Annotated in this window: 22 protein-coding genes; 20 read left to right on the top strand and 2 right to left on the bottom strand. The window is 60.0% G+C overall.

Annotated features, from left to right (window positions below; genetic code table 11):
• The first annotated feature begins 316 nt into the window (after nucleotides 1–316).
• From H281_RS34485 to H281_RS0109670, 12 genes are all read left to right on the top strand, one after another.
• Nucleotides 317–1,777 (top strand): ATP-binding protein, encoded by a 1,461-nt coding sequence (locus H281_RS34485; RefSeq protein WP_033379460.1) that lies wholly within the window; start codon nucleotides 317–319, stop codon nucleotides 1,775–1,777.
• 17 nt (nucleotides 1,778–1,794) lie between these two features.
• Nucleotides 1,795–2,433, top strand: a complete 639-nt coding sequence (locus H281_RS0109720) for a response regulator transcription factor (protein ID WP_020066915.1) — start codon at nucleotides 1,795–1,797, stop codon at nucleotides 2,431–2,433.
• Nucleotides 2,434–2,696: 263 nt separating this feature from the next.
• Entirely contained in the window at nucleotides 2,697–3,083 is a 387-nt protein-coding gene (locus H281_RS0109715) for a response regulator transcription factor (RefSeq protein WP_020066914.1), read from the top strand.
• Between the two features lie 148 nt (nucleotides 3,084–3,231).
• Nucleotides 3,232–4,665: an efflux RND transporter periplasmic adaptor subunit gene (locus tag H281_RS0109710; protein ID WP_020066913.1), complete on the top strand. Its 1,434-nt coding sequence runs from the start codon at nucleotides 3,232–3,234 to the stop codon at nucleotides 4,663–4,665.
• 12 nt (nucleotides 4,666–4,677) lie between these two features.
• A complete protein-coding gene (locus H281_RS0109705; RefSeq protein ID WP_020066912.1) occupies nucleotides 4,678–7,905 on the top strand; it encodes an efflux RND transporter permease subunit in 3,228 nt (1,075 codons plus the stop codon).
• A 1-nt stretch (nucleotide 7,906) separates the two neighbouring features.
• On the top strand, nucleotides 7,907–9,391 hold the full coding sequence (locus tag H281_RS0109700) for an efflux transporter outer membrane subunit (RefSeq protein ID WP_020066911.1): 1,485 nt from the start codon (nucleotides 7,907–7,909) through the stop codon (nucleotides 9,389–9,391).
• A complete protein-coding gene (locus tag H281_RS0109695; RefSeq protein WP_020066910.1) occupies nucleotides 9,388–10,677 on the top strand; it encodes a paraquat-inducible protein A in 1,290 nt (429 codons plus the stop codon). Before H281_RS0109700 ends, H281_RS0109695 begins: the two co-directional genes overlap by 4 nt.
• The gene (locus H281_RS0109690; protein WP_020066909.1) at nucleotides 10,652–12,271 is read left to right on the top strand and encodes a PqiB family protein; all 1,620 of its coding nucleotides are present in this window, start codon (nucleotides 10,652–10,654) and stop codon (nucleotides 12,269–12,271) included. Before H281_RS0109695 ends, H281_RS0109690 begins: the two co-directional genes overlap by 26 nt.
• Nucleotides 12,268–12,855 carry a PqiC family protein gene (locus H281_RS0109685; protein WP_020066908.1) on the top strand — a complete coding sequence of 196 codons (588 nt, stop codon included), beginning with the start codon at nucleotides 12,268–12,270 and terminating at the stop codon, nucleotides 12,853–12,855. Before H281_RS0109690 ends, H281_RS0109685 begins: the two co-directional genes overlap by 4 nt.
• 194 nt (nucleotides 12,856–13,049) lie before the next feature.
• Nucleotides 13,050–13,487: a hypothetical protein gene (locus H281_RS37630; RefSeq protein ID WP_370687483.1), complete on the top strand. Its 438-nt coding sequence runs from the start codon at nucleotides 13,050–13,052 to the stop codon at nucleotides 13,485–13,487.
• A 111-nt stretch (nucleotides 13,488–13,598) separates the two neighbouring features.
• Complete coding sequence (locus tag H281_RS0109675; protein ID WP_020066906.1) at nucleotides 13,599–14,702, top strand: AI-2E family transporter; 1,104 nt, start codon at nucleotides 13,599–13,601, stop codon at nucleotides 14,700–14,702.
• A gap of 245 nt (nucleotides 14,703–14,947) precedes the next feature.
• Nucleotides 14,948–16,006 (top strand): BKACE family enzyme, encoded by a 1,059-nt coding sequence (locus H281_RS0109670; protein ID WP_020066905.1) that lies wholly within the window; start codon nucleotides 14,948–14,950, stop codon nucleotides 16,004–16,006.
• Between the two features lie 114 nt (nucleotides 16,007–16,120).
• Here the strand turns inward: H281_RS0109670 and H281_RS0109665 are convergent, their stop codons facing one another.
• Complete coding sequence (locus H281_RS0109665) at nucleotides 16,121–17,122, bottom strand: AraC family transcriptional regulator (protein ID WP_020066904.1); 1,002 nt, start codon at nucleotides 17,120–17,122, stop codon at nucleotides 16,121–16,123.
• 386 nt (nucleotides 17,123–17,508) lie between these two features.
• On the opposite strand from H281_RS0109665, the gene H281_RS0109660 reads away from it, so the two are divergent.
• From H281_RS0109660 to H281_RS0109625, 8 genes are all read left to right on the top strand, one after another.
• The gene (locus H281_RS0109660) at nucleotides 17,509–18,831 is read left to right on the top strand and encodes an MFS transporter (protein WP_020066903.1); all 1,323 of its coding nucleotides are present in this window, start codon (nucleotides 17,509–17,511) and stop codon (nucleotides 18,829–18,831) included.
• Between the two features lie 67 nt (nucleotides 18,832–18,898).
• Nucleotides 18,899–19,879: a quinone oxidoreductase family protein gene (locus H281_RS0109655; protein WP_020066902.1), complete on the top strand. Its 981-nt coding sequence runs from the start codon at nucleotides 18,899–18,901 to the stop codon at nucleotides 19,877–19,879.
• Nucleotides 19,880–19,889: 10 nt separating this feature from the next.
• Nucleotides 19,890–20,738 (top strand): TauD/TfdA dioxygenase family protein, encoded by an 849-nt coding sequence (locus H281_RS0109650; RefSeq protein ID WP_020066901.1) that lies wholly within the window; start codon nucleotides 19,890–19,892, stop codon nucleotides 20,736–20,738.
• A gap of 19 nt (nucleotides 20,739–20,757) precedes the next feature.
• Complete coding sequence (locus H281_RS0109645; RefSeq protein WP_020066900.1) at nucleotides 20,758–21,318, top strand: RBBP9/YdeN family alpha/beta hydrolase; 561 nt, start codon at nucleotides 20,758–20,760, stop codon at nucleotides 21,316–21,318.
• Nucleotides 21,305–22,039, top strand: a complete 735-nt coding sequence (locus H281_RS0109640) for a DsbA family oxidoreductase (RefSeq protein ID WP_020066899.1) — start codon at nucleotides 21,305–21,307, stop codon at nucleotides 22,037–22,039. The genes H281_RS0109645 and H281_RS0109640 overlap by 14 nt, the downstream gene beginning before the upstream one ends.
• Before the next feature lie 86 nt (nucleotides 22,040–22,125).
• Entirely contained in the window at nucleotides 22,126–23,754 is a 1,629-nt protein-coding gene (locus H281_RS0109635; protein WP_020066898.1) for a 3-(methylthio)propionyl-CoA ligase, read from the top strand.
• Nucleotides 23,755–23,836: 82 nt separating this feature from the next.
• Complete coding sequence (locus H281_RS0109630) at nucleotides 23,837–24,982, top strand: porin (RefSeq protein WP_020066897.1); 1,146 nt, start codon at nucleotides 23,837–23,839, stop codon at nucleotides 24,980–24,982.
• A 30-nt stretch (nucleotides 24,983–25,012) separates the two neighbouring features.
• A complete protein-coding gene (locus tag H281_RS0109625) occupies nucleotides 25,013–25,390 on the top strand; it encodes a BON domain-containing protein (protein WP_020066896.1) in 378 nt (125 codons plus the stop codon).
• Between the two features lie 123 nt (nucleotides 25,391–25,513).
• Here H281_RS0109625 and H281_RS0109620 read toward each other — a convergent pair whose 3' ends face one another.
• The gene (locus H281_RS0109620; RefSeq protein WP_027804449.1) at nucleotides 25,514–25,771 is read right to left on the bottom strand and encodes an RNA recognition motif domain-containing protein; all 258 of its coding nucleotides are present in this window, start codon (nucleotides 25,769–25,771) and stop codon (nucleotides 25,514–25,516) included.
• Nucleotides 25,772–25,884: the final 113 nt, after the last annotated feature.

The following is a 25,884-nucleotide window of genomic DNA, read 5'->3' as shown; positions in this document are numbered from 1 at the left end:
CGCCAAGTCGAACGCGAGTCACGCCATTTTTTCCGACGCTTCCAGTTCGCTCGAAAAAAATTCTGAAAAAAACAGGTTGCTACCTTTCATCCGGCTATCTTCCCGTCTATGGTACTCAAAGGTACCAAACAAATACGGCTTTCGTGCGATTAGGTGAGCCGACCAATAACCTACTAGATCTCATTTTGCTGATTGACCGAAGAGTTCGCTCATCTGTCGATCTGTTGAGCGGGTAACGTGGCATGTTCGAGCACATTCCCGCGAAGAGGCGCACGTTGCTGCTCGATACCGTAGGGCCAATACGGAGAGTCCAGTCATGAATATGCCCACACGCGACCCCCGCACGATGATGGCGGGGATTGCGTCAGCCCTTGAGCGGCTTAAACATTCATGGGGAGCCAGCGCAAGGAGACAGAGCCCGACGCCGTCAGGCAGACCTGCCAGGATGGTTACGGCAAATCGAGCGCATGACAGGCCGCGGGTCGACATACTCGACGTGGCACCTCGCAAAGCGGGGAGCGGACAGGACAATTTCGTTCGAAAGCAGTTGCACCCCCGGGCATACAGACGACCATCTACTGCGCGCTCCGACCGTATGGGGCAGTTAAAGAGTGCGCTGGTCAGATATCTGTCATGGCCGACGGGTCGCGCTGAAGACACGAGGCGTAACCGCGCGAGAGAAGCGCTGAAGCCACTGCTGGAAATGATGCCTGCGGCGATGATCGTGGTCGATGACGCTAATAAGGTAGTACAGGCCAACCAGTTTGCCGCAACGCTTTTCTCCTATACCGCCGAGGAAATGAGCGGCCTCTCTTTCGCGCAGTTGTTTCCTCGCATGGATAACGACGCGGTGGCACGGCGAGGACATCCATCATCAAGCGGCCCACCAGAAGACTTTGCAGCTTCCAGCGCGCGACGAACAGCCGTTGCACGATGTAAGGACGGCAGCGAACGGCCGGTCAGCGTGAAGTGCACGCACTACAGACCGGCTGGCGCATTCGTATGGGTCGTCACTGCCGACGACGTGCAAGCTCACGCAGAGATGGTTAGCGACGAGTCGCAGCACGCGCATCTTGCGCGCGTTTTCGAGCTGGCGGAAATGGCGGCCGTTCTTGCTCACGAAATCAATCAGCCGCTCACCGCGATCCTGAGTAACGCACAGGCGGTACAGCGATTCCTGCATCTGACCAGAAGCGGTTCAACTGATTTGCGGGAGGCGTTTGCGGACATCGTGGCGGATAGTTTTCGAGCCACTGAGATCGTTCGCAAGCTGCGGCAGTTCGTCCGTCGGGCCGCACCCGAGACACGATCCATCGATATTGGAAGTCTGGTCAGCGGAGCGATGCACCTCATGCGTCGCGATGCGGTGGTGCGCGGGGTCAGCGTGACGCTCGATATCGGGAGGCGTGTGCCGCTGGTTCGGGGCGATAGCATTCAGTTGCAGCAGGTCATGATCAATCTGCTGCAAAACGCGTTCGACGCGGTAGAGGGGTGTTGTGCGGAACACCGCGTCGTGTCGGTGAAAGTCGATACTGCAGCGCAAGGAGAAGGGGTCAGTATTTCTGTGAGCGACCGCGGCCCTGGTCTGAAGGCGGAGCAACTCGGCGAGATGTTCTCGCCGTTTCCCACCTCGAAGCCGCAGGGTCTCGGGCTCGGCCTGTCGATCAGTATCTCGATCATCTCGATGCACGGCGGACGGCTATGGGCGGAAAGCAATGGCGAGCGGGGCGCGACGTTCCGGCTCGTGCTGCCATCCGCAGGCGAGGTTGATATATGACAACCTGTTCAAACACCATGACTGAAGTCACTCCGATGGTATTCGTCGTCGACGATGACGAACACGTCAGATCTGCTCTGGCGCGACTGATCCGGCTGTCCGGTTATTCCGTGCAGACCTTCGAGAGCGCGGAGACGTTTATCGAACGTTTCGATCCGAACGGCGGCCCTGCCTGCCTGCTGCTGGACCTGCAACTACCGGGACTCAGCGGATTAGCGTTGCAGCATCAGTTACATGAGTGGCTACCGATCATTTTCATGTCTGGGCACGGCAATATGAGTTCCGCCGTCGACGCAATGAAAGGAGGAGCGACAGACTTCCTGCCAAAACCGGTGACCGACAGCGTATTGCTGGACGCAATCGAACGCGCGCTCGAACGCGCGCGACGGCTATTTGGTTGGCGCAGCGAACTGCAGGACATTCAGAGCCGGGTCAAGCAGCTTACGCCGCGCGAGCGCGAGGTGATGACGCTTGTCGTGGCGGGTTACCTGAACAAGCAGGTCGCGAGCGAGTTGGGCGCAGCAGAAAAGACCATCAAAATTCACCGTGCGCGTGTGATGGAAAAAATGAAAGCCGGCTCGCTCGCAGAACTCGTGCGCCTCGCGGAAAAAGCTGAATCCGCGACCGCGACGGACACGACCGCCTCATATCGCTGACTGCGTTCGAGCAGGCGCCATGCAGATGAGGTCGCACCTCGTCGGGTGCTGGTGCGAATCGAAATTTCAGACGTCCTGTACGCCAGCGCTGCTGGCATTCACACATCGCGCGCGGTGCCGCTGACGCGTAACCACCAGTCGTAATCCGGTGCACCTGATTGGTCTTGGTGGACCAAAGTCCTATTTCATATCTCAAGTGAATTCGTTAGGCTCGGACTGCACGATCGCGTTGCGACATCGCCTAACGAGCCCGAACGTACCACATGGCCAATCTCACTCCGACCGCAGCGGTTGTCGACGATGAAGAATCGGTCGGACGGGCGATCAAGCGCCTGTTGAGATCTGCTGGCATCGACGCGGAGGCGTTCTCGAGCGGCGAGGCATTTCTGAACAGGCTGTCGACCGATGCATCGTACCGGCCCGACTGCGTGATTCTCGATGTCCTGATGCCCGGCGTTGGCGGCGTCGAAGTGCAGCGCCAACTGTCCGGTTCGGGGATGCCGGTCATCATCATCACCGCCCACGACGACCCGTCGGTTCGCGCGCAAGTGCTCGCCGCCGGCGCCATCGACTATCTGCGCAAACCGTTCGACGGTGCCGCGCTAATCCGCGCGGTTCAGGCGGCGACGGGTTTCCCGCCCGTGCCCTGAGGCCGCTCTCCGTTGAGCGGCGGCGTAGCAGCGTCGTCTTCGTACGGAACGTATGAGACCAAAGTCCGATTGTCCGGACATTGTCGGATAACCACACTGCAATCTATGCAGCCGTCAGCCGCGCTGACGTCATCCGGAGAACGCGGATATGAAAAGCCCGGACGCAATCAGTGGGATCGCCCCGATGAATATGGCCTCTGTTGCCCGCGCTTTGCGCTTGTCGCGCGCGCTCGTCACCGCCTCGCATGTGACCGTGCCCGGTCGCCCGACGCATGCCCGCCATCTCGCTGCGCAAAGCACACGGTTGCTTGCGCTCGACAATCACGCTCTTGACGCCACGGGTAACGCAAGCGTCGCGCCGGTCCGCACCACGCTCACACTGCTGGTTACGTTGCTCGCATTGCTTGCATTCGTCGCCGGATGCGGCAAGAAGGAGGCATTGCCGGCGGCAAGTGCGCCCGAGGTCACGGTGATGACGATCACGCCTCGCGATACGCCGGTCGTGTTCGAGTTCACCGCGCAGACCGAGAGCTCACGCGAAGTGCAGATCCGCGCTCGCGTAGACGGCTTTCTCGATCGTCGCACCTATGTGGAAGGGTCGTTGGTGAAGTCCGGAGAGACGATGTTTCTGATGGACCGGAAGCCATTCGAGGCCGCGCTGCAAACGGCCAAAGGCCAGTTGTCGCAGCAGCAGGCGAGGTACCAGGTCGCGAAAGCCAACCTGGCCCGCGTGCAACCGCTGGTTGCGCAGAACGCATTGAGCAAGAAGGATCTCGACGACGCCGTTGGCGGCGAGGCACAAGCCGCCGCAGCCGTTATTGCGGCCAAAGGCGAAGTGGATACGGCTCTGCTGAACCTCAGCTACACGACGATCAAATCGCCGCTGACGGGGCTGTCGAGCTTCGCCAAACAGCAGGACGGCAGCTATGTGACGGCGACTCAGTCGGGGTTGCTCACCACTGTGTATCAACTCAATCCGATCTGGGTGAACTTCAGTGTGTCCGAGAATGAAATGCTGAGGTACCGCGATCAGATTGCGACAGGACATCTGCGTTTTCCGCCCGAAAACAACTTCACGGTGTCTCTCGTTCTCGCCGACGGTTCTGTTTATGCAGAACACGGCTCGATCGATTTCGCCAATCCCGCATTCAGCACTGAAACGGGCACGTTCCTGGTACGGGCCGTCTTCGACAATCCTAAAGCTGTGCTGCGACCTGGGCAGTTCGTGCGGGCGCGCGTGGCCGGAGCGATCCGGCCGAATGCAATCCTCGTTCCTCAGCGGGCAGTTTTGCAGGGCTCGAAAAGCCATTTTCTCTGGGTGGTAGACGCCGAATCTAAAGGCCGTCAGCGCGTGGTGGAAGTCGGGGAATGGCAAGGCGACGACTGGTTCATCACCGACGGACTGAAGCCCGGTGAGCGTGTCGTAGTTGACGGCGCAATCCGCGTAACGGCCGGGGCGCCGCTCAAGATCGTTGACCGGCCGGCCGTTGCGGACAGCGGACAGCAGGAACCAGGCGGCCAGGCTAGTGGACCCAAAACAGCCGCGACGGAGCCGGTCTCCGGCACCAGCGCGTCCCAGTAAAGGACGGCGACGATGAGCATTTCCCACTACTGCATCGACCGGCCGATTTTTGCGTCTGTAATCTCGATTGTGATTACGCTCGGCGGTGCGTTGACGATGTTCGCGCTGCCCGTCGCCCAATATCCGGACATCACGCCGCCGCAGATTACGATCTCCGCGACCTATCCTGGGGCGAGTGCAGACGTCGTCGCGAATAACGTGGCCGCGCCAATCGAACAGCAGGTGAACGGCGCCGACAACATGATCTACATGAACTCGTCGAGTTCATCGACGGGAAATCTGACGATCAACGCCTTCTTTGAAATCGGTACCAACCCGCAGCTCGCGCAGGTCGACGTGCAGAATCGCGTGAACCTTGCGTTGCCGCAATTGCCGCAATCGGTTCAGGCGCAGGGTGTACAGGTGCAGAAGAAGTCGTCGGCGTTCATGATGGTCATCGCGATCTACTCGCCGGACCAGCGCTTCACCAGCACGTACATTGCGAACTTCGCGAACATCTACGTGCTCGATGCGCTCAAGCGGATTCCGGGCGCGAACCAGTCGAGCATCTTCGGCACTCCGGACTATGCGATGCGTGTCTGGCTCAAGCCTGACCGGATGGCGCAACTGGGCATCACCGCGACCGACGTGCAGAACGCTGTCCAGGCCCAGAACCAGCAATTCGCTGTAGGGCGCATTGGACAGTCGCCAACCGGCACTCCGGTTGAACAGTCGTTTGCGGTCACGACCACGGGTCGCCTCGCCGAACCGGCGGAGTTCGAGAACATTATCCTGCGTGCCGCTAGCGAAGGCTCGGCTATCGTGCGGCTGAAGGACGTCGGACATGCCGAACTGGGACAGAAGGACTACTCCATTCGCAGTCGCTTTCAGGGCAAACCGGCCACGATCATCGCCGTCTATCAGCAACCGGGCGCGAATGCGCTCGATGTGTCGAAGCAGGTCCGCGCCACGCTTGCCCAACTCAAGCAGTCGTTTCCCGAGGGCATCCAGTACGACATTGCAATGGACACCACGGAATTCACGCGCGCGTCCATTTCCGATGTGATCCACACGTTTTTCGAAGCACTGGTGCTGGTGGTGATCGTGGTGTTCGTTTTCCTGCAAAGCCTCAGGGCGACGCTGATTCCAGTGCTGGCAGTGCCGATTTCGATTGTCGGCACCTGCATGGGAATGGCCTTGCTCGGATTTTCGATCAACATGCTGACCCTCTTCGGGATGGTGCTTGCCATCGGTATCGTGGTCGACGACGCGATCGTGGTGATCGAGAACGTCGAACGCAACATGACCGTTCACAAGCTCAATCCAAAAGACGCGGCCAAACTCGCGATGGACGAAGTGGCGGGACCGGTGATCGCGATCGTGCTTGTGCTGTGCGCGGTGTTCGTGCCGGTGGCGTTCGTGAGTGGCATTACTGGCCAGTTGTACAAGCAGTTCGCGATTACGATTGCGATTTCGGTGGTGATCTCGGGCATCGTCGCGCTGACCCTGTCGCCGGCACTCGCCGCGCTATTGCTCAAAAGTACTCACAAGGAAAAGAAAGGCTTTTTCCGCTGGTTCGACAACGCGTTCGCACGGATGACCGCAAGCTACTCCCGCGCGATTCAGTTCGTCATCAAGCGCTTCGTTCTCGCGTTGCTGGTGTTTGGCGCGATGATCGCGCTGACCGTCGTGATGGTCAAATCCGTTCCGAGCGCATTTCTTCCGCCGGAAGATCAAGGCTATCTTCTCGGCGCAATCCAGATGCCGGACGCGGCGAGCCTGGATCGGACCGGGGCGGTGTCTGACCGGGTGACTGAATACTTCATGAAACAGGACGCGGTCGGCAGTATCACGACGGTCGATGGATACAGTCTGCTTGACGTGCAGAACAAAAACAATGCGAGTACCTTTTTCATCGGCCTGAAAGGTTTCGACGAGCGCTACACGCACGCCAATCGCGAAACCCAGAATGCGAGGGCCGTGCTGGTCGATGCGTATCAGACCTTGTCGAAGATAACGGCGGGCGTCGTGATTCCGGTTAATCCACCGTCAATTCCGGGGCTCGGCACGACCGGCGGCACCGAAGTATGGATTCAGAGCAAGGGCGACGCGTCGATCGCGCAGCTTGCCGGGGTCGTGCAGCAGTTTATCGAGCGGGCCAGAAAACGGCCTGAGCTTGCACGCGTCACGACGACCTTCAATGCGTCGTCACAGCAGTTGCTGGTCGAGGTGGACAGGGAAAGAGCCCAGACACTCGGCGTGCCGATCGAAGACGTATATAGCTCGATGCAGACGATGTTTGGTTCCCTTTACGTGTCCCAGTTCAACCGGTCGAGCCGGCTATGGCAAGTCATCCTGCAAGCCGATCCGGTTTATCGGCTCAGACCACAGGACCTCGACCAGATATTTGTTCGCAGCAAGACCGGTACGATGGTGCCGCTAAGAGCGGTCGCGACCTACCGGTATGTCACGGGTCCCGATCTGCTCACGCGCTTCAACAACTTCCCGGCCGTGCTCGTGACGGCGAATGCCGCGCCGGATTTCAGTTCGGGCCAGGTGATCGCTGCACTCGAACAGGTTGCCACCGAAATGCCGGCCGGCTACGGCGTCGCCTGGAGCGGTGAGGCTTATGAGGCGCGTAAATCCGGGGGAACGTCGGGCATCGTTTTCATCTTCGGGCTCGTGATGGTGTTCCTGATCCTCGCCGGCCAGTACGAGAAATGGTCGTTGCCGGTTGGCGTGCTGATGGCCGTGCCGTTCGCGCTGTTCGGCGCGCTCCTCGCTATCCTGATGCGAGGCCTCGAAAACGATATCTATTTCCAGATCGGCCTCACGATGCTGGTCGCGCTCGCGGCGAAGAATGCAATTCTGATCTTCGAGTTCGCGGTGATCAACCGGGAAGGAGGCGCGTCGGTGCTCGATGCTACCTTGCGAGCGTCCGAAGAGCGGTTGCGTCCGATCGTGATGACGTCGCTTGCCTTCATTCTCGGCTGTGTGCCGCTTGCTATTGCAGTGGGCGCGTCGGCAAACAGCCGGCATTCGATCGGCACTGGTGTGATCGGCGGGATGCTGGGCGCGACCGTCATCGCGGTATTTTTCATTCCGATGTTCTATTACCTGCTCGAAACCTGGTCGTCGCGTAAAAGCGGCCCGAAGGAGAAGCCGGGAGCAGACCCAAGCACCCCGGGAGGTTCGGCGCCTGTAGCGGGCGGTCCGGGCACGCCGAAGGTCACGCCGTCCGCACAGCGCGAGGGTGACTGACATGCGCACCACGCACTTTGCGAGCGTTGGCGTTGTGCTTCTGACGGGACTCGCCTCGCTGTCGCTGACTGGCTGTCTGCTTGGACCGGACTACGCGCGGCCCAAAGTCGATGTGCCCGCTACCTTCCGTTTCAGCATCCAGGATACGGCCGACACCGCGAACACGGCCTGGTGGGAACAGTTTGGAGACCCTGTTCTCAACGATCTGATCGCTGCCGCGCTCGCGGATAACCTCGACGTCAAGATCGCCGCCGCGCGCGTAGAAGAGTTTCGCGGGCAGTTCGTGACAACCCGCTCAGGACTTTTCCCGCAGGTGGGGGCGAACTTCAATGCGTCACGCCAGCGCGCAACGCTGAGCGGCGGAGTGCCGCTGCCGGCGAATGTGAACCCGGTCTACAACCAGTTCGACGCGAGCGTCTCGGCGGCTTGGGAAATCGACCTGTTCGGCAAAACGAGGCGCGAGACCGAAGCTGCTCGTGCGAATCTGCTTGCGAGCGAGGAGGGTCGCCGCGGCACGATTCTCTCGCTGGTAGCGTCGGTTGCTTCGTCGTATATCAATCTGCGCAGCCTCGACCGGCAGCTGGACATCGCGAAGGCTACGGTGGAGAGCCGGGCCGAATCGGTCAAGGTATTCACGCTGCGTTTCGCGGGCGGCGAGGTGTCGCAGATGGAATTGGCGCAAAGCCAGTCTGAGTATCAGGCGGCATTAGCCACTATTCCGGAGTTGGAAACCCAGATCGGAGTGCAGGAAGACGCGCTTGCCGTGCTGCTCGGACGCAATCCCGAGCCGATTTTGCGTGGCCACGATCTGGACGCGCTGACCGCACCCGCGATTCCGTCCAGTCTGCCGTCCGAACTGCTCGAACGCCGTCCGGATGTGCTCCAGGCCGAGCAGAACCTGGTGGCGCAAAATGCATTGATCGGCGCGGCGCGGGCGCTGTATTTTCCGTCGATCTCGCTAACGGGGCTGTTCGGTTCCGTCAGCACCCAATTCTCGAACCTGTTCACCGGGCCGGCGCGTGTATGGTCTTTCGCCGGCGCCGTGTCGCTGCCTATCTTCACTGCCGGCAACATCGAAGGGCAGGTTCATCAGGCGGAGGCACGTCAACAGGAAGCGCTGTTTGCGTATCAGAAGGCGATTCAGGTTGCGTTTCAGGAAGTCGCGGACGCGCTCATCGCGCTGCAGAAATCCCGCGAGCAATTGGGAATCCAGCAGGATCAGGTTACCGCGCTGTCCAGCTACTCGCACCTTGCGCGGCTGCGCTACGAAGGCGGCTACACGAGTTACATCGAGGTGCTCGACGCCGAGCGCAGTCTGTTCAACGCGCAACTGAGCTATACACAGACCCAGGGCGCCGAATTGACGTCGTTCGTGCGTCTTTACAAGGCGATGGGCGGCGGCTGGGTCGTCAAGGCGGAGGAGATGACTCAACCGCCTGCCCCGCAGCCTATGGCTGGCGTGCCGGCTGGCGAGGCGCCGCGATGACGCACGCCAGGCTCCTCGCATGCCATGAATGCGACCTGCTCCAGGTCGATGCAGACCTTCCCGACGGCGGCGTGTTGCGTTGCCGGCGTTGTCATGGCGAGCTTTACCGGAACAGGGCAAATTCGCTCGGAAATGCATTGGCCCTGTCGCTCGGGGCGGCGGTGCTGCTCGCGATCGCCAACTCCTATCCGATTGTCGGACTGTCGGTAAACGGCACGTTAGTCGAAACGACGCTGATCGGCGCAGTGGATGTTCTGTACATCGACGGGATGTGGCCGATCGCACTGCTGGTTTTTTTGACCACTGTTGCCATTCCTGCTGTGCAAGTCGCCTCGATGCTATGGATGCTCATACCGTTGCGCTTCAACCGCGTGCCGTGGGGGGCAGCCACGGTCTTCCGGCTGGCTCGCCTTGCTCAGCCATGGGGCATGACCGAAGTGCTGATCATCGGTTTGCTGGTGGCGCTCGTCAAACTCGCCCACATCGCGAGCGTCGTTGTAGACGTTGGACTGTGGTCGTTTGGCATATTGATGCTGGTCCTCGCCGCTGCGAGCGCCGCGTTCGATTCGCGTGACCTGTGGGCGAGAATCACTGCACTTCAGAACCCTGGCGGGCAGACGGGTGGCTCGCTGTCTCTACCGTGCGGCTGGCTGAGCGCCGCGCAGTGCGGTCTGATGCAGTGTCATGACTGCGGCTTACTGGTGAAGGCACCCGCCCACGCAAAGGGTCTGTGCTGTTCGCGCTGCGGCGCGTCGGTGCATTTTCGCAAGCCGGACAGCCTGGCGCGCACGTGGGCATTTCTGCTCGCGGCGATGGTGCTGTATATCCCCGCCAACGTGTTGCCGGTGATGTACACCAGCTCGCTGTTCGGCGCGGAGAAGGACACGATCATGAGCGGTGTCGTTTATCTCTGGACGTCCGGCTCGTGGTTGCTCGCCCTCGTGGTGTTCGTCGCGAGCGTCGCAGTGCCGATGCTGAAAATTATTGCCATTGCCTTTCTGTCGATCTCCACTCAGGTTCACTCGCGCTGGAATCCCGAGCAACGTACGCGCATCTACAGAGTGGTTGAACTGGTCGGGCGCTGGTCGATGCTCGATATTTATGTCATCACCATGCTGGTGGCCCTGGTGCAGTTCAAGGCGCTGGCCACTATCCAGGCGGGCCTGGCCGCGGTCGCGTTCGGCGCGGTCGTCGTATTGACCATGTTCGCCGCCATGTCGTTCGACTCGCGTCTGATCTGGGACGCGGACGGGCCGGATCATGCCGGACAACTCAAACACGCCTGAGCCGCCCGACGTCCCTGTAGCCATCGTCGCGCCCCGCGCGCGTTGGCGGCCCCAGGTCGTATGGCTGGTGCCGATCATCGCCGTGCTGATCGGCGGTTGGCTAGCCGTCAAGGCGGTACTCGATCAGGGGCCGCAGATCACCATCATGTTCAACACAGGCGACGGACTCGAAGCCGGCAAAACAAAAATCAAGTTCAGGGAAGTCGATATCGGCGTTATCAAGGGAGTCAGCCTTTCGAGAGATCACAAGCACGTGATTGCAACTGCGGAGGTGGTGAAGGATGCATCGGACCTGCTCGTCGACGACACGCGTTTCTGGGTCGTGCGCCCACGAATCTCGGGCGGCACCGTGTCCGGACTCGGCACTCTGCTGTCGGGGTCGTTCGTCGGCATGGACGCGGGCGGCTCCGCCAAGCCGCGCCAGACCTTCACCGGTCTCGAAGTTCCGCCTGTGATTTCCAGCGACGTGCCCGGTCGCGAGTTTGTGCTGCGAAGCCAGAACATGGGTTCACTAGATGCCGGCACACCGATCTTTTATCGGCGGCTGCAGGTCGGACAGATCACCTCCTATGCTCTCGATCCTGACGGCAGGGGCGTAACGTTGCACGTATTCATCAATGCGCCCTACGACAAGTTCGTCAGACCCGACACGCGCTTCTGGCATGCCAGCGGGGTGGACGTCGCTCTCGACAGCAACGGGGTACGGCTCAATGCGCAATCGCTCGTGTCGATCATCATTGGCGGGGTTGCGTTCGATACGCCGGAGCACTCGCTTGACCAACCTCAAGCGGCCGCACAGACGACCTTCACGCTGTTCGAGAACTTCGGTGAGGCCATGAAGCGTCATGACCGGATCGTCACCCGGTTCGTCGCCGAATTCGACGATTCAGTGCGCGGGTTGACTGTCGGCGCGCCGCTCGATTTTCGCGGCATTACGATTGGCGAGGTAAGTGGCATCTATACCCGATTCGACCGCGAGAGCAGGAAGCTGAGTATCGTGGTGGAAGTAGCCTACTATCCCGAGCGGTTTACGAACCGCTATGAAAGCGGTCCGACTGGCAGCCCAGTCGTCAAGGACACCCGCGAATTCGCGGATTATCTGGTTGCACGGGGCTTGCGCCTGCAATTGAGGACGGGCAACCTGCTGACCGGCCAGCGTTATCTTGCCGTCGACTTCTTCCCCGACGCACCGAAGGCGAAGATCGACTGGAGTAAAAATCCGCCCCAGTATCCGACTGTTCCAGGCTCGCTTCAATCGCTTCAGGACTCCGTCACGCGTCTGGTCGCCAAGTTGAATACGATACCGTTCGAAGCAATCGGCAAGAACGCGCAGATGACCCTTCAGAATGCGAATTCGCTACTTGCCCATCTCGACACCGATGTCGTTCCAGAAGCGAAAAACACCCTGAATGCCGCGCATGGAGTGATGACTTCTGCCAATGGGGCGCTGCAGCCGGACTCCGCGCTACAGCAGAACGTGTCCGACGCCATGAACCAGTTGGCGCAGACGGCCGCCGCAGTCCGCACGCTGGCCGACTATCTCGAACGGCATCCCGAGGCACTGGTACGCGGCAAGCAGGAGAACAAACCGTGACGCGAATCTCTTCTGTCGTTGCCGGGGTATTTTTTTGCGGCTTGCTGGGCGCCTGCGGCAGTTCGCCGACCGCCAGTTTCTATACGCTGACGGTCGATACGACACTCACGCCGATGACCTCCACGATGCCGGTTCATGTCGTGGTCAATCCAGTCACTGTTCCCGATGTGGTCGATCGGCCGCAGATCGTCACGCGCATGGGCAACAACCAGGTAGTGCTCAACGAGTTCGCTCGATGGGGCGAACCGTTGAAGGCGGACATTGCACGTACGATCGCAGGTGATCTCGCCACGCTGCTGGCATCGGATCACGTGTCGGTCTTCAATATGGGCGTTGATGCGGCAGGTACGTGGCGAGTTCGCGTGGACGTCATGCGTTTCGACGCGACGCCCGGCGAGGCCATAACGATCGAAGCGCTCTGGGCCGTGTTTCCCCCTGGCAAACCGTTGCCGGTTGCAGGTAAGTCGCTGGTTCGGCAACCCATTGACGGACACGGTTACGACGCGCTGGTGTCAGCCGCAGATCGCGCTCTTGGGGCAGTGAGCCGCGATATAGCTGGAGTGATTCACGCAGGCGCGCCTTAATGAAACGCGGCCGCGACGGTTTATGCCGACGTGGCCGGCGCGACGTAGTTCGGCGCCGAATGATTCCATCTGGACATGGTTGCTATTCCATGATTTTGATAGATATCCGAACTAATCAGGGTGCGTTGCGACCGACCAGAAATTGGAGAGCATGAGAGTTATACGCGTGGCTGCCGCTACTCCTACCCAACACGTTGTTAGAACATCTCGCGACCTTTGTGATGCCAACATCGAAGCGCGAGAAGATTACGCCGCGTACGACCAAAGTCCAATACAAAACGTGCTTCAACGAATATACGCTGGAAGCTTGCATGCTTGTCACTGACAAACTCACCAGCAGATCACATTGGGGGCCCGTTATGAAAAAAGCGATTGCAACAGTGATGACCGTATCTCTCGCACTACTTCCGCCTGGTTTCGCGTCGGCGCAAGATAATTCTGCAGCGCCCGCAGCGGCAGCCGCGGACCATCCGGATGAAATAGTGAAAATGCATCAACAGGTCGCAGCAGCCAATCGCGAGTACAACCGGGAAGTCGCGGCTGCAAAGAAAGTCTATGACCAGAAGAAGGCGGCCGCTAACAAGAAGCGCGACGCGGCGGTTGCTGCCGCACACAGCGGCACGAGCCAGTAAGCGGCTTGCCGCAATACGAAAGTAGCGTGCGTGTCCGCGTTCATGCTCCGTCACTGGCCAGTCTGGTTTGTCGTTAGATGAATCGTCGCGACAATCTGCGAGGAGATTCCGATGCTGATCTCGCCGACCGGCTCCCGGAGCCTATCGAGAGAGCTGCTTGACGTATTGATCCGCGCCGGACTCGTGGCGGTGCTCGCTGTTTTCTGTTTCCGGATCTTCGTCCCGTTTCTCAACCTGATGGTCTGGGCGTTGATTCTCGCCATTACTCTCTATCCGCTGCAACTCAGGCTTCGACGACATTTTGCGGGAAGAGATGGACTGGTCGCCACGATGATTATCCTGGTCGCGTTTGGCGTTATTCTGGTTCCTACCTATCTATTGGGCGTGGCGATCGCCGATTCGATCGACCACATGATCGCAGTACTCAGAAGCGGTAGCTTTGCGATCCCGCCGCCTGCTGAATCGGTCGCGAGTTGGCCGCTAGTGGGCCCACGTGTGCATGAATTGTGGCTGCAAGCCTCGACTAACCTGACCGGTCTCGCTCAACGGTTCGCGCCGCAAGTCAAGGACGCTGGTCTTGCCGTGCTCGGTACGCTCACTGGCCTCGGCGCGGGCCTGTTGATCTTCTTCTTCGCGTTGATCATCGCGGGTATCTTCATGGCGCACGGGGAGAAGGGCCATCGCAGCGCGGTGTTGATCGCGTCGCGCATCTCAGGACCTGAAAACGCGTTGGAAATAACCAGCCTGTGCACGACCACGGTTCGCGCAGTCGCCCAAGGCGTGGTCGGCATTGCGTTCATCCAGATGCTGCTCATTGGTGTCGCGTTCGTCGTCATGGGGATACCCGGCGCGGGTCTGCTCGCGCTCGCGGTGTTGCTGGTCGGCGTCATGCAGTTGCCCGCCACGCTGATCACTGCCCCTGTGATCGTCTTCGTGATACTCACACAAGGGGCGAATGCATCGACGATTATCTTCTCTGTTTATATCCTGGTGGCAGGACTCGCCGACAACGTGCTGAAGCCTTTACTGCTTGGACGCGGTGTTGCAGTGCCAATGCCGGTCGTGCTAATTGGAGCGCTTGGCGGCATGGTGACAGCCGGGGTAATCGGCCTGTTCATTGGTCCCGTGATGCTTGCGGTCGGTTACAAGCTCTTCTGGCGATGGGTTAAAGAACAGCCGGAGCTCGAGCGCGTTGAGCAGCAGGAACGGTCTTGAAGTTGGCGTAAACACGTAGTGGCATCGAATCACAAATCTATGGCGCCCAAAGGTAAATCGCGTTTTGAGGTCACGGTATCTTCGTCGGACGAGTTCGTTTTTGCCTCCTCTGACGCGAAGGCGAACGTCCTATTAGTTTTCGCGGAAAGGAGAGATGCCGGTGCTGGGCGAGAACCTTGTCAACGACAGGCACTCAGCAGCCCAATCTCTTTCCGCCTCCGTAGCCTGCCTTTTGAGACCCTGCCATGAACTTCCTCGACGGTTCCCTTTACACTGAAAACCAGCAACCGCTGATCATTACAGCGGCGCCGTATGCGCCGGCCTGGGTGCCTTCCGACTTCCCCGAAGATATCCCCGTCACCATTGACCAGCAAATCCAGAAGGCAGTGGATTGCTACAACGCCGGCGCCACCGTACTGCACCTGCACGTCCGCGAACTTGACGGCAAAGGCAGCAAGCGGCTGTCGAAATTCAACGAACTGATTGCTGGCGTGCGCAACGCAGTGCCGGAGATGATTATTCAGGTGGGCGGCTCGATCAGCTTTGCTCCGGAGACCGAAGGTGCCGCGGCCAAATGGCTGAGCGACGACACGCGCCACATGCTGGCCGAGCTCGATCCAAAACCCGATCAGGTGACGGTGACGATCAATACTTCGCAGATGAACGTCGTCGAACATTGGGAAGATGACGACGTCAAGGGAACCTCGATGGAGGATCCCAATGTCTACAATGCGTACAAAGAGATGACAGTGCCCGCCCAGCCAGGCTGGGCAGAAGAGCACATCCGCCGCTTGAACGCAGCCGGGATCCAGAGCGCTTTTCAGTGCTACAACATCAACAGCTTCGAGTCGGTCGAGCGGTTGATCCGGCGCGGCGTCTATAAGGGTCCGCTGGTGATGAACTGGGTGGCCATCGGCGGCGGCATGGACGCGCCGAATATCTATAACCTTGCCAACTTCTTGCGCGCTACGCCCGATGGCGCGGTACTGACAGTGGAAAGCTCGATGCGCAATGTGTTGCCGGTCAACATGATGGGTATCGCGATGGGCCTGCACGTGCGCTGCGGCATCGAAGACAACCTGTGGAATCAGTCGCGCACGCGGAGGATGAGCTCCGTCGAGCAGATCGAGCAACTGGTGCGCATTTCACGCGAGTTCGGCCGCAATATCGCCACCGCCGAGGAGGCGCGCGATATAAGCAAGATCGGCGTGTTCTACGATACCGTGGAAGAAACGCTGCTGGCCAACGGTTTCGCGCCTAACCGCAATGGTGGCACTCAAGGCTTTCTGCGCAAGGCCGTCTGAACGCGGTGGGGCAGCGCGCAAGATGTACTCAATTGCGCCTGCCCGACCACGTCCTGCGTTGCGTCCATACAGAAGCAGCGCTGGGACAGTTCTGTTGCAGGCCGCCAGCGCCGGTCATTTTGCCTGCCTGTTTCTCCAGTCGCGCGGCGCCATGCCGAAACGCGACCTGAACCAGTTCGTGAACGAACCCTGCTGGCTATAACCGAGCAGCGCCGCCACACGTCCTATCGGATAGCGCGAGTTGCTCATGTAGCGAACGGCAAGTTCTCGCCGTACTTCGTCGACCAGGTCTGAGAAACTGGTCTCGACCAATTCCAACTGGCGCTGCATCGTGCGGACGCTCAAACCCAGATGGCGGGCAACCGGCTCGACAGTACCTTGCTCCAGAGGCAGCAGGAGGTAGATTGCCTTGCGAACTTCCAGAGCCGTCGAATCCGTCCCGGCTTGCTTCAGTGGTGCGGCGAGGCTTTCCGCGTAGCGGACGAGTTCCGGGTCCGCAGCCGGATTGGGATAGTCGAGATCGGCGGCAGCGCACACGAAGCCGTTGAAGTCGCTGCCGAACTGCATCGGGCAGCCAAAGAAACGTCGGTGAAACGTCAGATCGGCGGGACCGGCGTGCGTGAAGTGAACGCTGCGCGGTTTCCAGTGGACGCCGAGCAGAGCACTGGAATGGCGAGCGAGAACTCCGAGTGCGAGTTCGATCGCCTGATTCGTCGGAGTACCGGCATCAACGACAAGTTCTTCGCGAATCGTGACTGTTGCACCGGCGTCTTCGACATAAACTGCAAGTGCTTCGTTGAGCAGATGGCGGTACTCGGCTGTGGCTAGCAGCACGTCGCGTAACGTGCGTTTGTGCGCGAGCAGAACATTGACCACACCTGTCCCGAACTGATGACGCGTTTCGGCCATTTGCAGAGCAAATGTTGGTGACGACGCCATCCTGGCCGTGAGTTCCAGCAGCCGGCAGCACGGGGCTACCGCAACGCGACTGTCCGGATTTGCAAGCGCAGCCGGATCTACCCCGACCTGTTGCGCGAGCTCCACGGGGTTAAGTCCGAGCCGCCGCGTTACGTCGAAATAACCGCTCATCGCAACCGACCGCAGCATCGTCTCCATTGCGTTTCCCCTCGTGGCAGCGCGCGCTTTGCTGTCCGCTCACGTACTGCTGACCGGCGATTGCGCCGAGCATCGGTGTTTTCACTAAGCGGCGTCAATTCGTAAAAGAATGGCGCGCAATCATTAAATTATATTGCGCGATTCCCGTATCTTGCAATCACGACATCCCTTATGCCTCGGTCGATTCCGACCCGGACTTGCGAGTGTCGAAAGTTGCCGCCTCGTGCGGTGAGACGAAGGCGCCGCGCTGATGTGTGAAGCGTGCCGGGCTTTTGAAGGTGCTGATTTTTGACAGGCGCAGGGCAGGGCGAAGCAGTCATGGTGAATGAGCCTTTGCGCTGTCATCTAAAGACGACCGCTACGAGCCAGACGCGGAGGAGACAACTATGCTGATGCAGCATGTAGAACACACAACAGGCGATGTCCCGGTAAAAGAAGCGGACGTCCGCGCCTATGCGTGGGTGGTTTTTGCGTTGACCGTAGGATTGCTGCTTTCCGATTACATGTCACGGCAGGTACTGAATGCCGTCTTTCCGCTGCTCAAGGCAAGCTGGGCTTTGTCCGACACCCAACTCGGTTCGCTGAGCAGCGTGGTTGCGTTGATGGTCGGTGTGCTCACCTTCCCGTTGTCGGTACTCGCGGACCGCTGGGGACGCGTGAAGAGCATCGTGCTGATGGCGGCAATGTGGAGTCTCGCAACACTAGGCTGCGCGCTCGCGACGAACCACGGCGAAATGCTGATTGCGCGCGCTTTCGTCGGTATCGGTGAGGCCGCGTACGGCAGTGTCGGCATTGCGGTCGTGTTGAGCATATTTCCGGCGCGGCTGCGCTCCACGCTCACCGGCACATTCATGGCTGGTGGCGCATTCGGTTCGGTTCTGGGCATGGCGCTGGGCGGCACAGTGGCGGCTCATCTGGGCTGGCGCTCGGCGTTCGGCACGATGGCGGCCTTGGGTCTCGTACTGGTAATCGTCTATCGGTTCATCGTCACCGAGAAGCGGCTTGCGCTGCTTCAGCCGGCAAACGTAGGCAGACACGTACAAGGTCTGGGCGTGCGCATGAGTCTGCGCACGCTGATGAAAGGGCTTTTCTCCACCCGATCGGTAGTGTGCGCGTATATCGGCAGTGGCATCCATCTGCTGGTTCCCGCCGCAATGTGGGCCTGGATGCCGAGCTTCCTGAATCGCTACTACGGCATGCCCGTCAGTAAGGCCGCGATGAGTGCTGCGGTATTCGTGCTGATTACCGGGCTTGGCATGGTGGTGTGTGGGAATCTGGCCGACCGGCTCAGCAAGCGCGCACGCGAAAGAAAATGGATGGCTGCGATCGCATTCTGCCTGATTTGCTTCGCGTTACTGATCATCGGCTTGCGCATGCCTGCGGGTCCGCTGCAACTCGCGGTGATCGGCCTCGGCATGTTTTTCAGCGCGGGTGCAAGCGGGCCTTCCGGGGCGATGGTGGCTAACCTCACGCCGCCGTCTATTCACGCGTCGGCGTTTGCCACGCTGACACTGGCGAACAATCTGCTGGGTCTGGCGCCCGCCGCCATTCTGACGGGATTCATCGCTGACCGGATCGGCCTGCTCGGCGCGCTGCAGCTAGTGCCGTTTGCGCCTCTCGTCGCGGCTATTGCATTTTTCATCGGTAAGCGGAACTACGCCGGTGATCTGGATCGTCTGGATGCCCTGCGCGAGCGGGCCGTACGCTGAGCAGAGGTCCTGAGCTTCGGCGCGCGCATTTCATTTTGCAGTTTGAGTATTGGATAGGAGATTGAACATGGCTAGAGCGATCCGCTTCCATGAGACCGGTGGTCCCGAAGTCTTGCGTTATGAAGAGGTCGAAGTGGGCAATCCCGGAGCCGGGCAGGTCCGTTTGCGCCACGAGGCGATTGGCCTTAATTTCGCCGACACCTACTTCCGCAGCGGTTTGTATCCGGTGCCGATGCCTGCGGGTATGGGCGTCGAGGCCGCAGGGATCGTCGAGGCCGTTGGCGCCGGCGTCACGAACGTCGCGCCAGGCGACCGCGTGACTTACACGGGCTTCGTCAATACGCTGGGCGCCTACAGTACCGAACGGCTGATCCCGGCTGCGCCTCTCATCAAGCTGCCCGAAACGATCTCGTGCGAAACGGCCGCCGGCATGACCATGCGCGGCCTGACGTGTGCCTACCTGATGCGCCGCATTCACGACTTCAAGAAGGGCGACACCATCTTGCTGCACGCCGCTGCCGGTGGCGTCGGTCTGATCGTGTCGCAATGGGCGAAGCTGCTTGGGCTCACCGTGATCGGCACCGTCTCGACCGAAGCCAAGGGTGAAGTGGCACGCGCGCATGGTTGCGATCACGTCATTAATTACAGCCGGGAAGACGTCGCGAAACGCGTGCGCGAACTGACCGATGGCGTCGGCGTGAATGTGGTGTTCGACAGCGTCGGCAAGGATACCTTCGAGTCATCACTCGACTCGCTCAAGCGTAGGGGGTTGATGGTGTGCGTCGGCACGGCGTCGGGTCCGATCCCGCCGTTCAGTCCGCAGATTCTTGCAATGAAGGGATCGCTTTTCCTGACTCGCCCGGCGCTAGCCGACTACATTGCCGACCCTGCAGAAAAGAACGAGCTCGCCGCTGAAATATTTGGGCATGTCGCTGCAGGCCGTATCAGGATCGAGCTGAACCAGCGTTACGCATTGGAGGACGCGGTGCAGGCGCATCGGGATCTTGAGTCGCGCAAGACGACGGGTTCATCCGTCTTCGTCATCTAGGGAGCCAGCGATGCACGTCGAACCATTGACATGCGCAATCGGCGCAGAACTAGTCGGCGTCTATCTCGCCGACGCTATTCACGACAACGGCCTGTTTAGCGAGATCCGGGCGGCGCTGTTGAAACATCGCGTGCTGTTCCTGCGCGGACAGGACATCTCACGCGCCGAGCATGTAGCGTTCGCCCGACGCTTTGGCGACCTGGAAGATCACCCGGTCGCAGGTAGCGACCCCGAGTACCCTGGTCTCGTGCGCATTTACAAGACTCCGGATCAACCTAACGACCGCTACGAAAACGCATGGCACGCGGACGCCACCTGGCGCGAAGCGCCGCAGTTCGGCGCGGTCCTTCGGTGCGTCGAGTGTCCGCCGGTTGGAGGGGACACGATGTGGGCGAATATGGCACTCGCTTACGAGAATCTGCCGGAGCACATCAAGACGCAGATTGCCGACCTGCGCGCGCGACATAGCATCGAAGCGAGCTTTGGTGCCGCGATGCCGATTGAGAAGCGGCACGCACTCAAGGCGCAGTTTCCGGACGCCGAACATCCGGTCGTGCGCACGCATCCCGAGACTGGCGAGAAGATTCTGTTCGTGAGTGCTTTCACCACGCATTTCACCAACTACCACACGCCGGATCGCGTGCGTTTCGGGCAGGACGCTAACCCGGGTTCGGGCGATCTGCTGCGCTATCTGATCAGTCAGGCCTACATTCCGGAATACCAGGTGCGCTGGCGCTGGCAGAAGAACAGCATCGCGATCTGGGACAACCGCAGCACGCAGCATTATGCGGTGATGGACTATCCGCCATGTCACCGCAAGATGGAACGAGCGGGAATTATCGGCGACAAGCCGTACTAACCGCAAAGAAGACCGCTTCATGACTATCGATACACAACCGACCATTCTGATGGTCCCGGGTTTGCGCGACCACGTCTCGGACCACTGGCAAACCCTGTTGCAGCACAAGTTGCCTAATGCAATCTCGGTGCCGCCGCTCGAACACGACAAGCTCAGTTGCGCGGCACGGGTTGCCGCGCTTGACGCAGCGCTCGCGAAAATCGACGGCCCGGTAATTCTGGTCGCCCACAGCGCGGGCGTGATGATTACGGTTCACTGGGCACAGCAGCACAACCGCGAGATTCACGGTGCATTGCTCGCCACGCCGGCCGATCTCGATACGCCGCTGCCGGCCGGTTATCCAACTATCGATGCACTGGCCGAAAACGGCTGGCATCCGACGCCGCGCAAACGCTTGGCGTTTCCGAGCATCGTCGGGGCGAGCCGCAACGATCCGCTTGCGCAGTTCGATCACGTATCTGCAATGGCGACCGACTGGGGCAGTCGCCTCGTCGATCTCGGCGAAGTGGGGCACCTCAATCCCGCGGCGGGTTTTGGTGTGTGGGCGATGGCGGAGACACTGATCGATGAACTTGTGTGATCAGAACTGGATCGTCCAGGCGGAACGGCACGTTGAAAACAAAGTGGGTCGGCAAGTCGATTCGAAGCGCAATCTGACAATCGACGCCTTTTTCGATTTCATCTGCCCATGGTGTCTGATTGGAAAACGCAATCTGGAGAAGGCCATAGCCGTCTTTGGCGGACTGCGCCCCGACGCACAGGTGAAGGTGCGATGGCGGTCCCATCAACTCCTTCCTTACACGCCACTCAATGGCCTGCCGTACCAGGATTTCTGTCGGGAGCGCCTCGGCGGTCCGGAAGCCGTAATCGCAAGGCGCGCAGAAGTGCAGCGAGCTGGAAGCGAAGCCGGTATCGACTTTGCATTCGATCGGATCAGCGTGTTGCCTAACACCGCCGCCGCGCATGAACTGATAGCCTTTGCTGCGAACCGTCTCGGCGAAGCGCAACGCGCAACACTGGTCGATCGCGTGCTAGTGGCCTACTTTCTGGAAGGCGAGGACATTGGAGACCGCGAGGTTCTCGAGCGTCTCGGGCAGGACTGCGGTCTGGATGGCGAAAGTCTCAAGACGCATCTGACGCAATGGGTGCGCCGCGTCGATGGAATCGGCCGACGCGTGTCGCGCCACCAGTCGCGAGTAAGGGGCGTGCCGCACTTCGTGTTCAGCACGGGATACACGTTCTCGGGCGTTCATTCGCCTGAGGTCATTGCTGCGCTCATGGTTTCGGCCACCCGAAATTGAAAGAACTGAAGTTGTCACGACGTATGCCGGCTGTGTGGCAGAGGATCCGGCGCGCGTGCTACTGCAGTCACTCAGGAGAACAAAGAATGCAAGGCTTGATGATGGAGCAACCGCTGCTGGTCGCTGCGCTGCTCGTGCATGCTGAACGCCACCACGGCGCACAGGAAATTGTGTCGCGGCGAGTAGAAGGAGACATTCACCGGTACCAGTACCGCGATCTCGCACAACGCGCGCGCCGCATGGCCAACGCGCTGGCAGGTCTCGGTGTGCAGCCGGGCGAGCGCGTCGCGACTCTTGCGTGGAACGGTTACCGGCACATGGAGATGTACTTTGCAGCGTCGGGCTCGGGGGCGGTGTTGCATACTCTCAATCCCCGGCTGCACGTCGAGCAACTGGCTTACATCATCGATCATGCGGAAGATCGCGTCGTGTTCTTCGACCTGACGTTTCTGCCGCTGATCGAAAGCGTCGCGTCACGCGTCAAAAGCGCAAAGGTCTTCGTAGCCATGACCGATCGCGCGAATATGCCGCAGGCGCACAGTCTGTCCACGAAGCTGCTGTGCTATGAGGATCTGATCGACGCCAATAGCGACGTTTTCGACTGGCCGGTGCTCGACGAAAACAGTGCGTCGTCGCTGTGCTACACGTCAGGCACCACGGGCAATCCGAAAGGTGTGCTGTACAGCCACCGCTCGACCGTATTGCATACCTACGCGGCCGCGTTGCCCGATTCGCTGAACTGCTCGGCGCGCGACTCCATCCTGCCGGTCGTGCCGATGTTCCATGTGAATGCGTGGGGTTTGCCGTACATCGCTTGCATGGTGGGCGCGAAGCTAGTGTTTCCCGGCCCCGCGCTCGATGGCGAATCGCTTTATGAGCTGATCGAGACCGAACAGGTGACGCTATCTGCTGGCGTGCCGACGGTCTGGCAAGGGTTGCTCGCTCACGTCGACGCGCTCGGGCGAGCGTTCTCGTCGATGCGGCGCACGGTGATCGGCGGCGCTCCCTGTCCCACCGTTATGGCCGCAGCATTCCAGGAGCGCCATGGTGTCGACGTGTTGCACGCGTGGGGCATGACGGAGTTGAGTCCGGTTGGCACGGTATGCAGTCTCAAGGCGCATCAGATCACGCTGCCGCAGGCCGATCGTTACGCGGTCCAGGCAAAGCAGGGACGCGCGGTGTTCGGTATCGACATGAAAATCGCCGGCCCCGACGGCGAAGAGCCACCGTGGGACGGCAACGCGACTGGCGACCTGCTGGTACGAGGCCCGTGGGTCACGAGGCAGTACTTCGGTTGCGACGATGAGTCGCCGCTGCGTGACGGATGGTTCCCGACCGGCGATGTGGCGAAGATCGATCGCGACGGTTTCATGCAGATCACGGACCGCAGCAAAGACGTCATCAAATCGGGCGGCGAATGGATTAGCTCCGTCGAAATCGAAAACGTCGCGTACCTGCATCCCAAAGTGACGGCTGCGGTCTGTATCGGCGCGCGACATTCGAAGTGGGACGAGCGGCCGCTGCTGGTGGTCGTTAAAAAGCCGGACAGCGCGCTCACCCAGGACGAACTACTGGCGTTCTTTGACGGACGGGTAGCGAAGTGGTGGACGCCCGACGCGGTGGTATTCGTTGAATCGGTTCCATACGGCGCGACCGGCAAAGTGCTCAAGCACCGGTTGCGGGAGCAATTCGCGGACTATTTTTTACCGAACTGACACGCCGGGTTATCAAGGCAGCTTCGTTCGAGCAACAGCAAAAAAAAGCCGGCCATGTCCGGCACCACATTGGAGACACAGAATGAAATTGAAGTTGAGCGGCGCCGCGGCGCTGTTATTGTTCGCGGTTGCCGCCCATGCGCAATCGACGGTTACGCTCTACGGCGTACTCGATAGCGGCCTGCTCTATCAGAGCACTTCGGCGGCAACGTTCCTGCCGACCGCGCGCAATCAGGGGCATGTCTATCAACTGAAGGATGGCGGCATCTACGCGAGCTTCTGGGGCTTGAAGGGAAGCGAAGACATCGGTGGCGGATACAAGATCAACTTCAGACTGCAGGGCTCGTTCAACAGCTCGAACGGCAGGATGGGGCTGCCTGACACGCCGGGCACCACCGCGATCTTCAATCAGTACGCGATGATTGGCGCGTCCGGGCCGTTCGGCTCATTCGATGCGGGCCGCCAGATCATTCCGATGATCTATGCAATGGCGGAAACCGACGTTCGCGGCGCACAGTATTTCGGAAGTATCCTGACCGCGTGGCTCGGTGTGAACCAGGCGGCGGGCTGGCCTGGCACGAGCACGAACGCGCCGATCGGCGCGCTGTATGACAGTAACGCGTTGGTCTACACATCGCCGAAGTTCTACGGAGCGTCGCTCGCACTCGAGTACGCACCGGGAGGCGTCGCGGGCCAGTTCCAGGGTGGCACACGCGAGTCGGCCGTGCTCAAGTATTCGAATTACGGTCTGAATCTATCCGCTGTGTACTACAACGGACACGATACCAATCCGTATCCGATTACTTATCCTGCAACTCCGGCGGCGGTGCCTACGGGGCAGGCGAACAACCGTTTTTACTACTTTGGCGCGCTGTACTCGATCGCAGGATTTTCGATTTCAGGCTCGTACGGCGTGGGTAAGAATCCGGCCAGAAGTGACACCGTGAATTTCGAAATGGCGTCGGCCGGGCTCGGTTATCAGTTCAGCCCGCGATTCAAGGTCACTTCCGGTTTCTACTATCTGAAGGATCGAAACCATTCAGCGAATCATTCGAGCGAATTCTCTTTGGGGGCGGAGTACAACGTGTCCGCTCGGACCAAGGCGTACGCACAGGTCGGCTACGTCGACAACAAAGGGACCATGAACCAGACGATCATCTATGGAGCTCCGGTCGCACCGGGGGTGTCTACAACGGCGGCGATGGTCGGCATCCGCCATACGTTCTGATTGCTGCATTCTTATCGACCGGAGTAATCCATGAAATCTATTCGCGTTCTCGTAATGGCCGTCGCCACGTTGATCGTTCCGCTTTCCACCAACGCATGGTCACAGGCAAGCGAGATGGCTAGCGCACCTGGGGGGTCGGCGAGTGCAGCCTCGGGCAGCGCAGCACCGGTCACGGGCAGAAAAGCGGATCGCGCGCTACGCAGGAAGGTCTATGCCGCGATCGTCAAGCACAAGGAGATCCGCGCCGGAGATATCAGCGTCATCGCAAAAGACGGTGCGGTGACATTGAACGGCACGGTCACAGACGCGGCGCAGATCGGCCAGGTCGCAGATATCGCAAAAGCGGTTGACGGGGTCACGTCTGTGACTAACAAGCTGGCTGTGAAGAAGCCATTTGGCGGCATGTAGGCGACGATAGCCGGCACGCAATGATGCATTGGAGCAGGCCGAAGCAGGCGCGACTCAAATGCCGTTTTGGCATGCGGGCAGGCCGCACGGCGGCCTGAGCCACGCACTGAAATATTTTTGCGCTTAGCTGTCGTCGCGCTCCGGCATGACCTGCACGACGATGGTCCGATTCTTCCAGAACATGTTGTGGATCCGCGATTGCAGATTCCGCAAAGCGTCGGGAGACGTGTCGTGAAAAGTCACCACAACGGCGGGCCGCGTGCCGGTTCCCTCGACACGCTTGATTTCGTCGAATGACGGGAATCCGTACTTGATCAGAAATTCCCTTATTTCGTCGTCCGATGTGTCGTCTTGCACATTGCCTATCCATATGTCTGCCATGATGCCTCGCTCCAATTTCCCGAATTTACCGCTCAGGCCATGATGGACGTCGATATTCGAAGGCGCGCGACTTGCCATCCGGCTTTACGTCGTCGCTTGAATCGTGAAGGCCG

The organism is Paraburkholderia caledonica (genome assembly GCF_000383275.1).
Taxonomy (GTDB): domain Bacteria; phylum Pseudomonadota; class Gammaproteobacteria; order Burkholderiales; family Burkholderiaceae; genus Paraburkholderia; species Paraburkholderia caledonica.
Note: the sequence above shows the minus strand (reverse complement) of the source record. Positions and strands in the feature narration are given on the sequence as shown.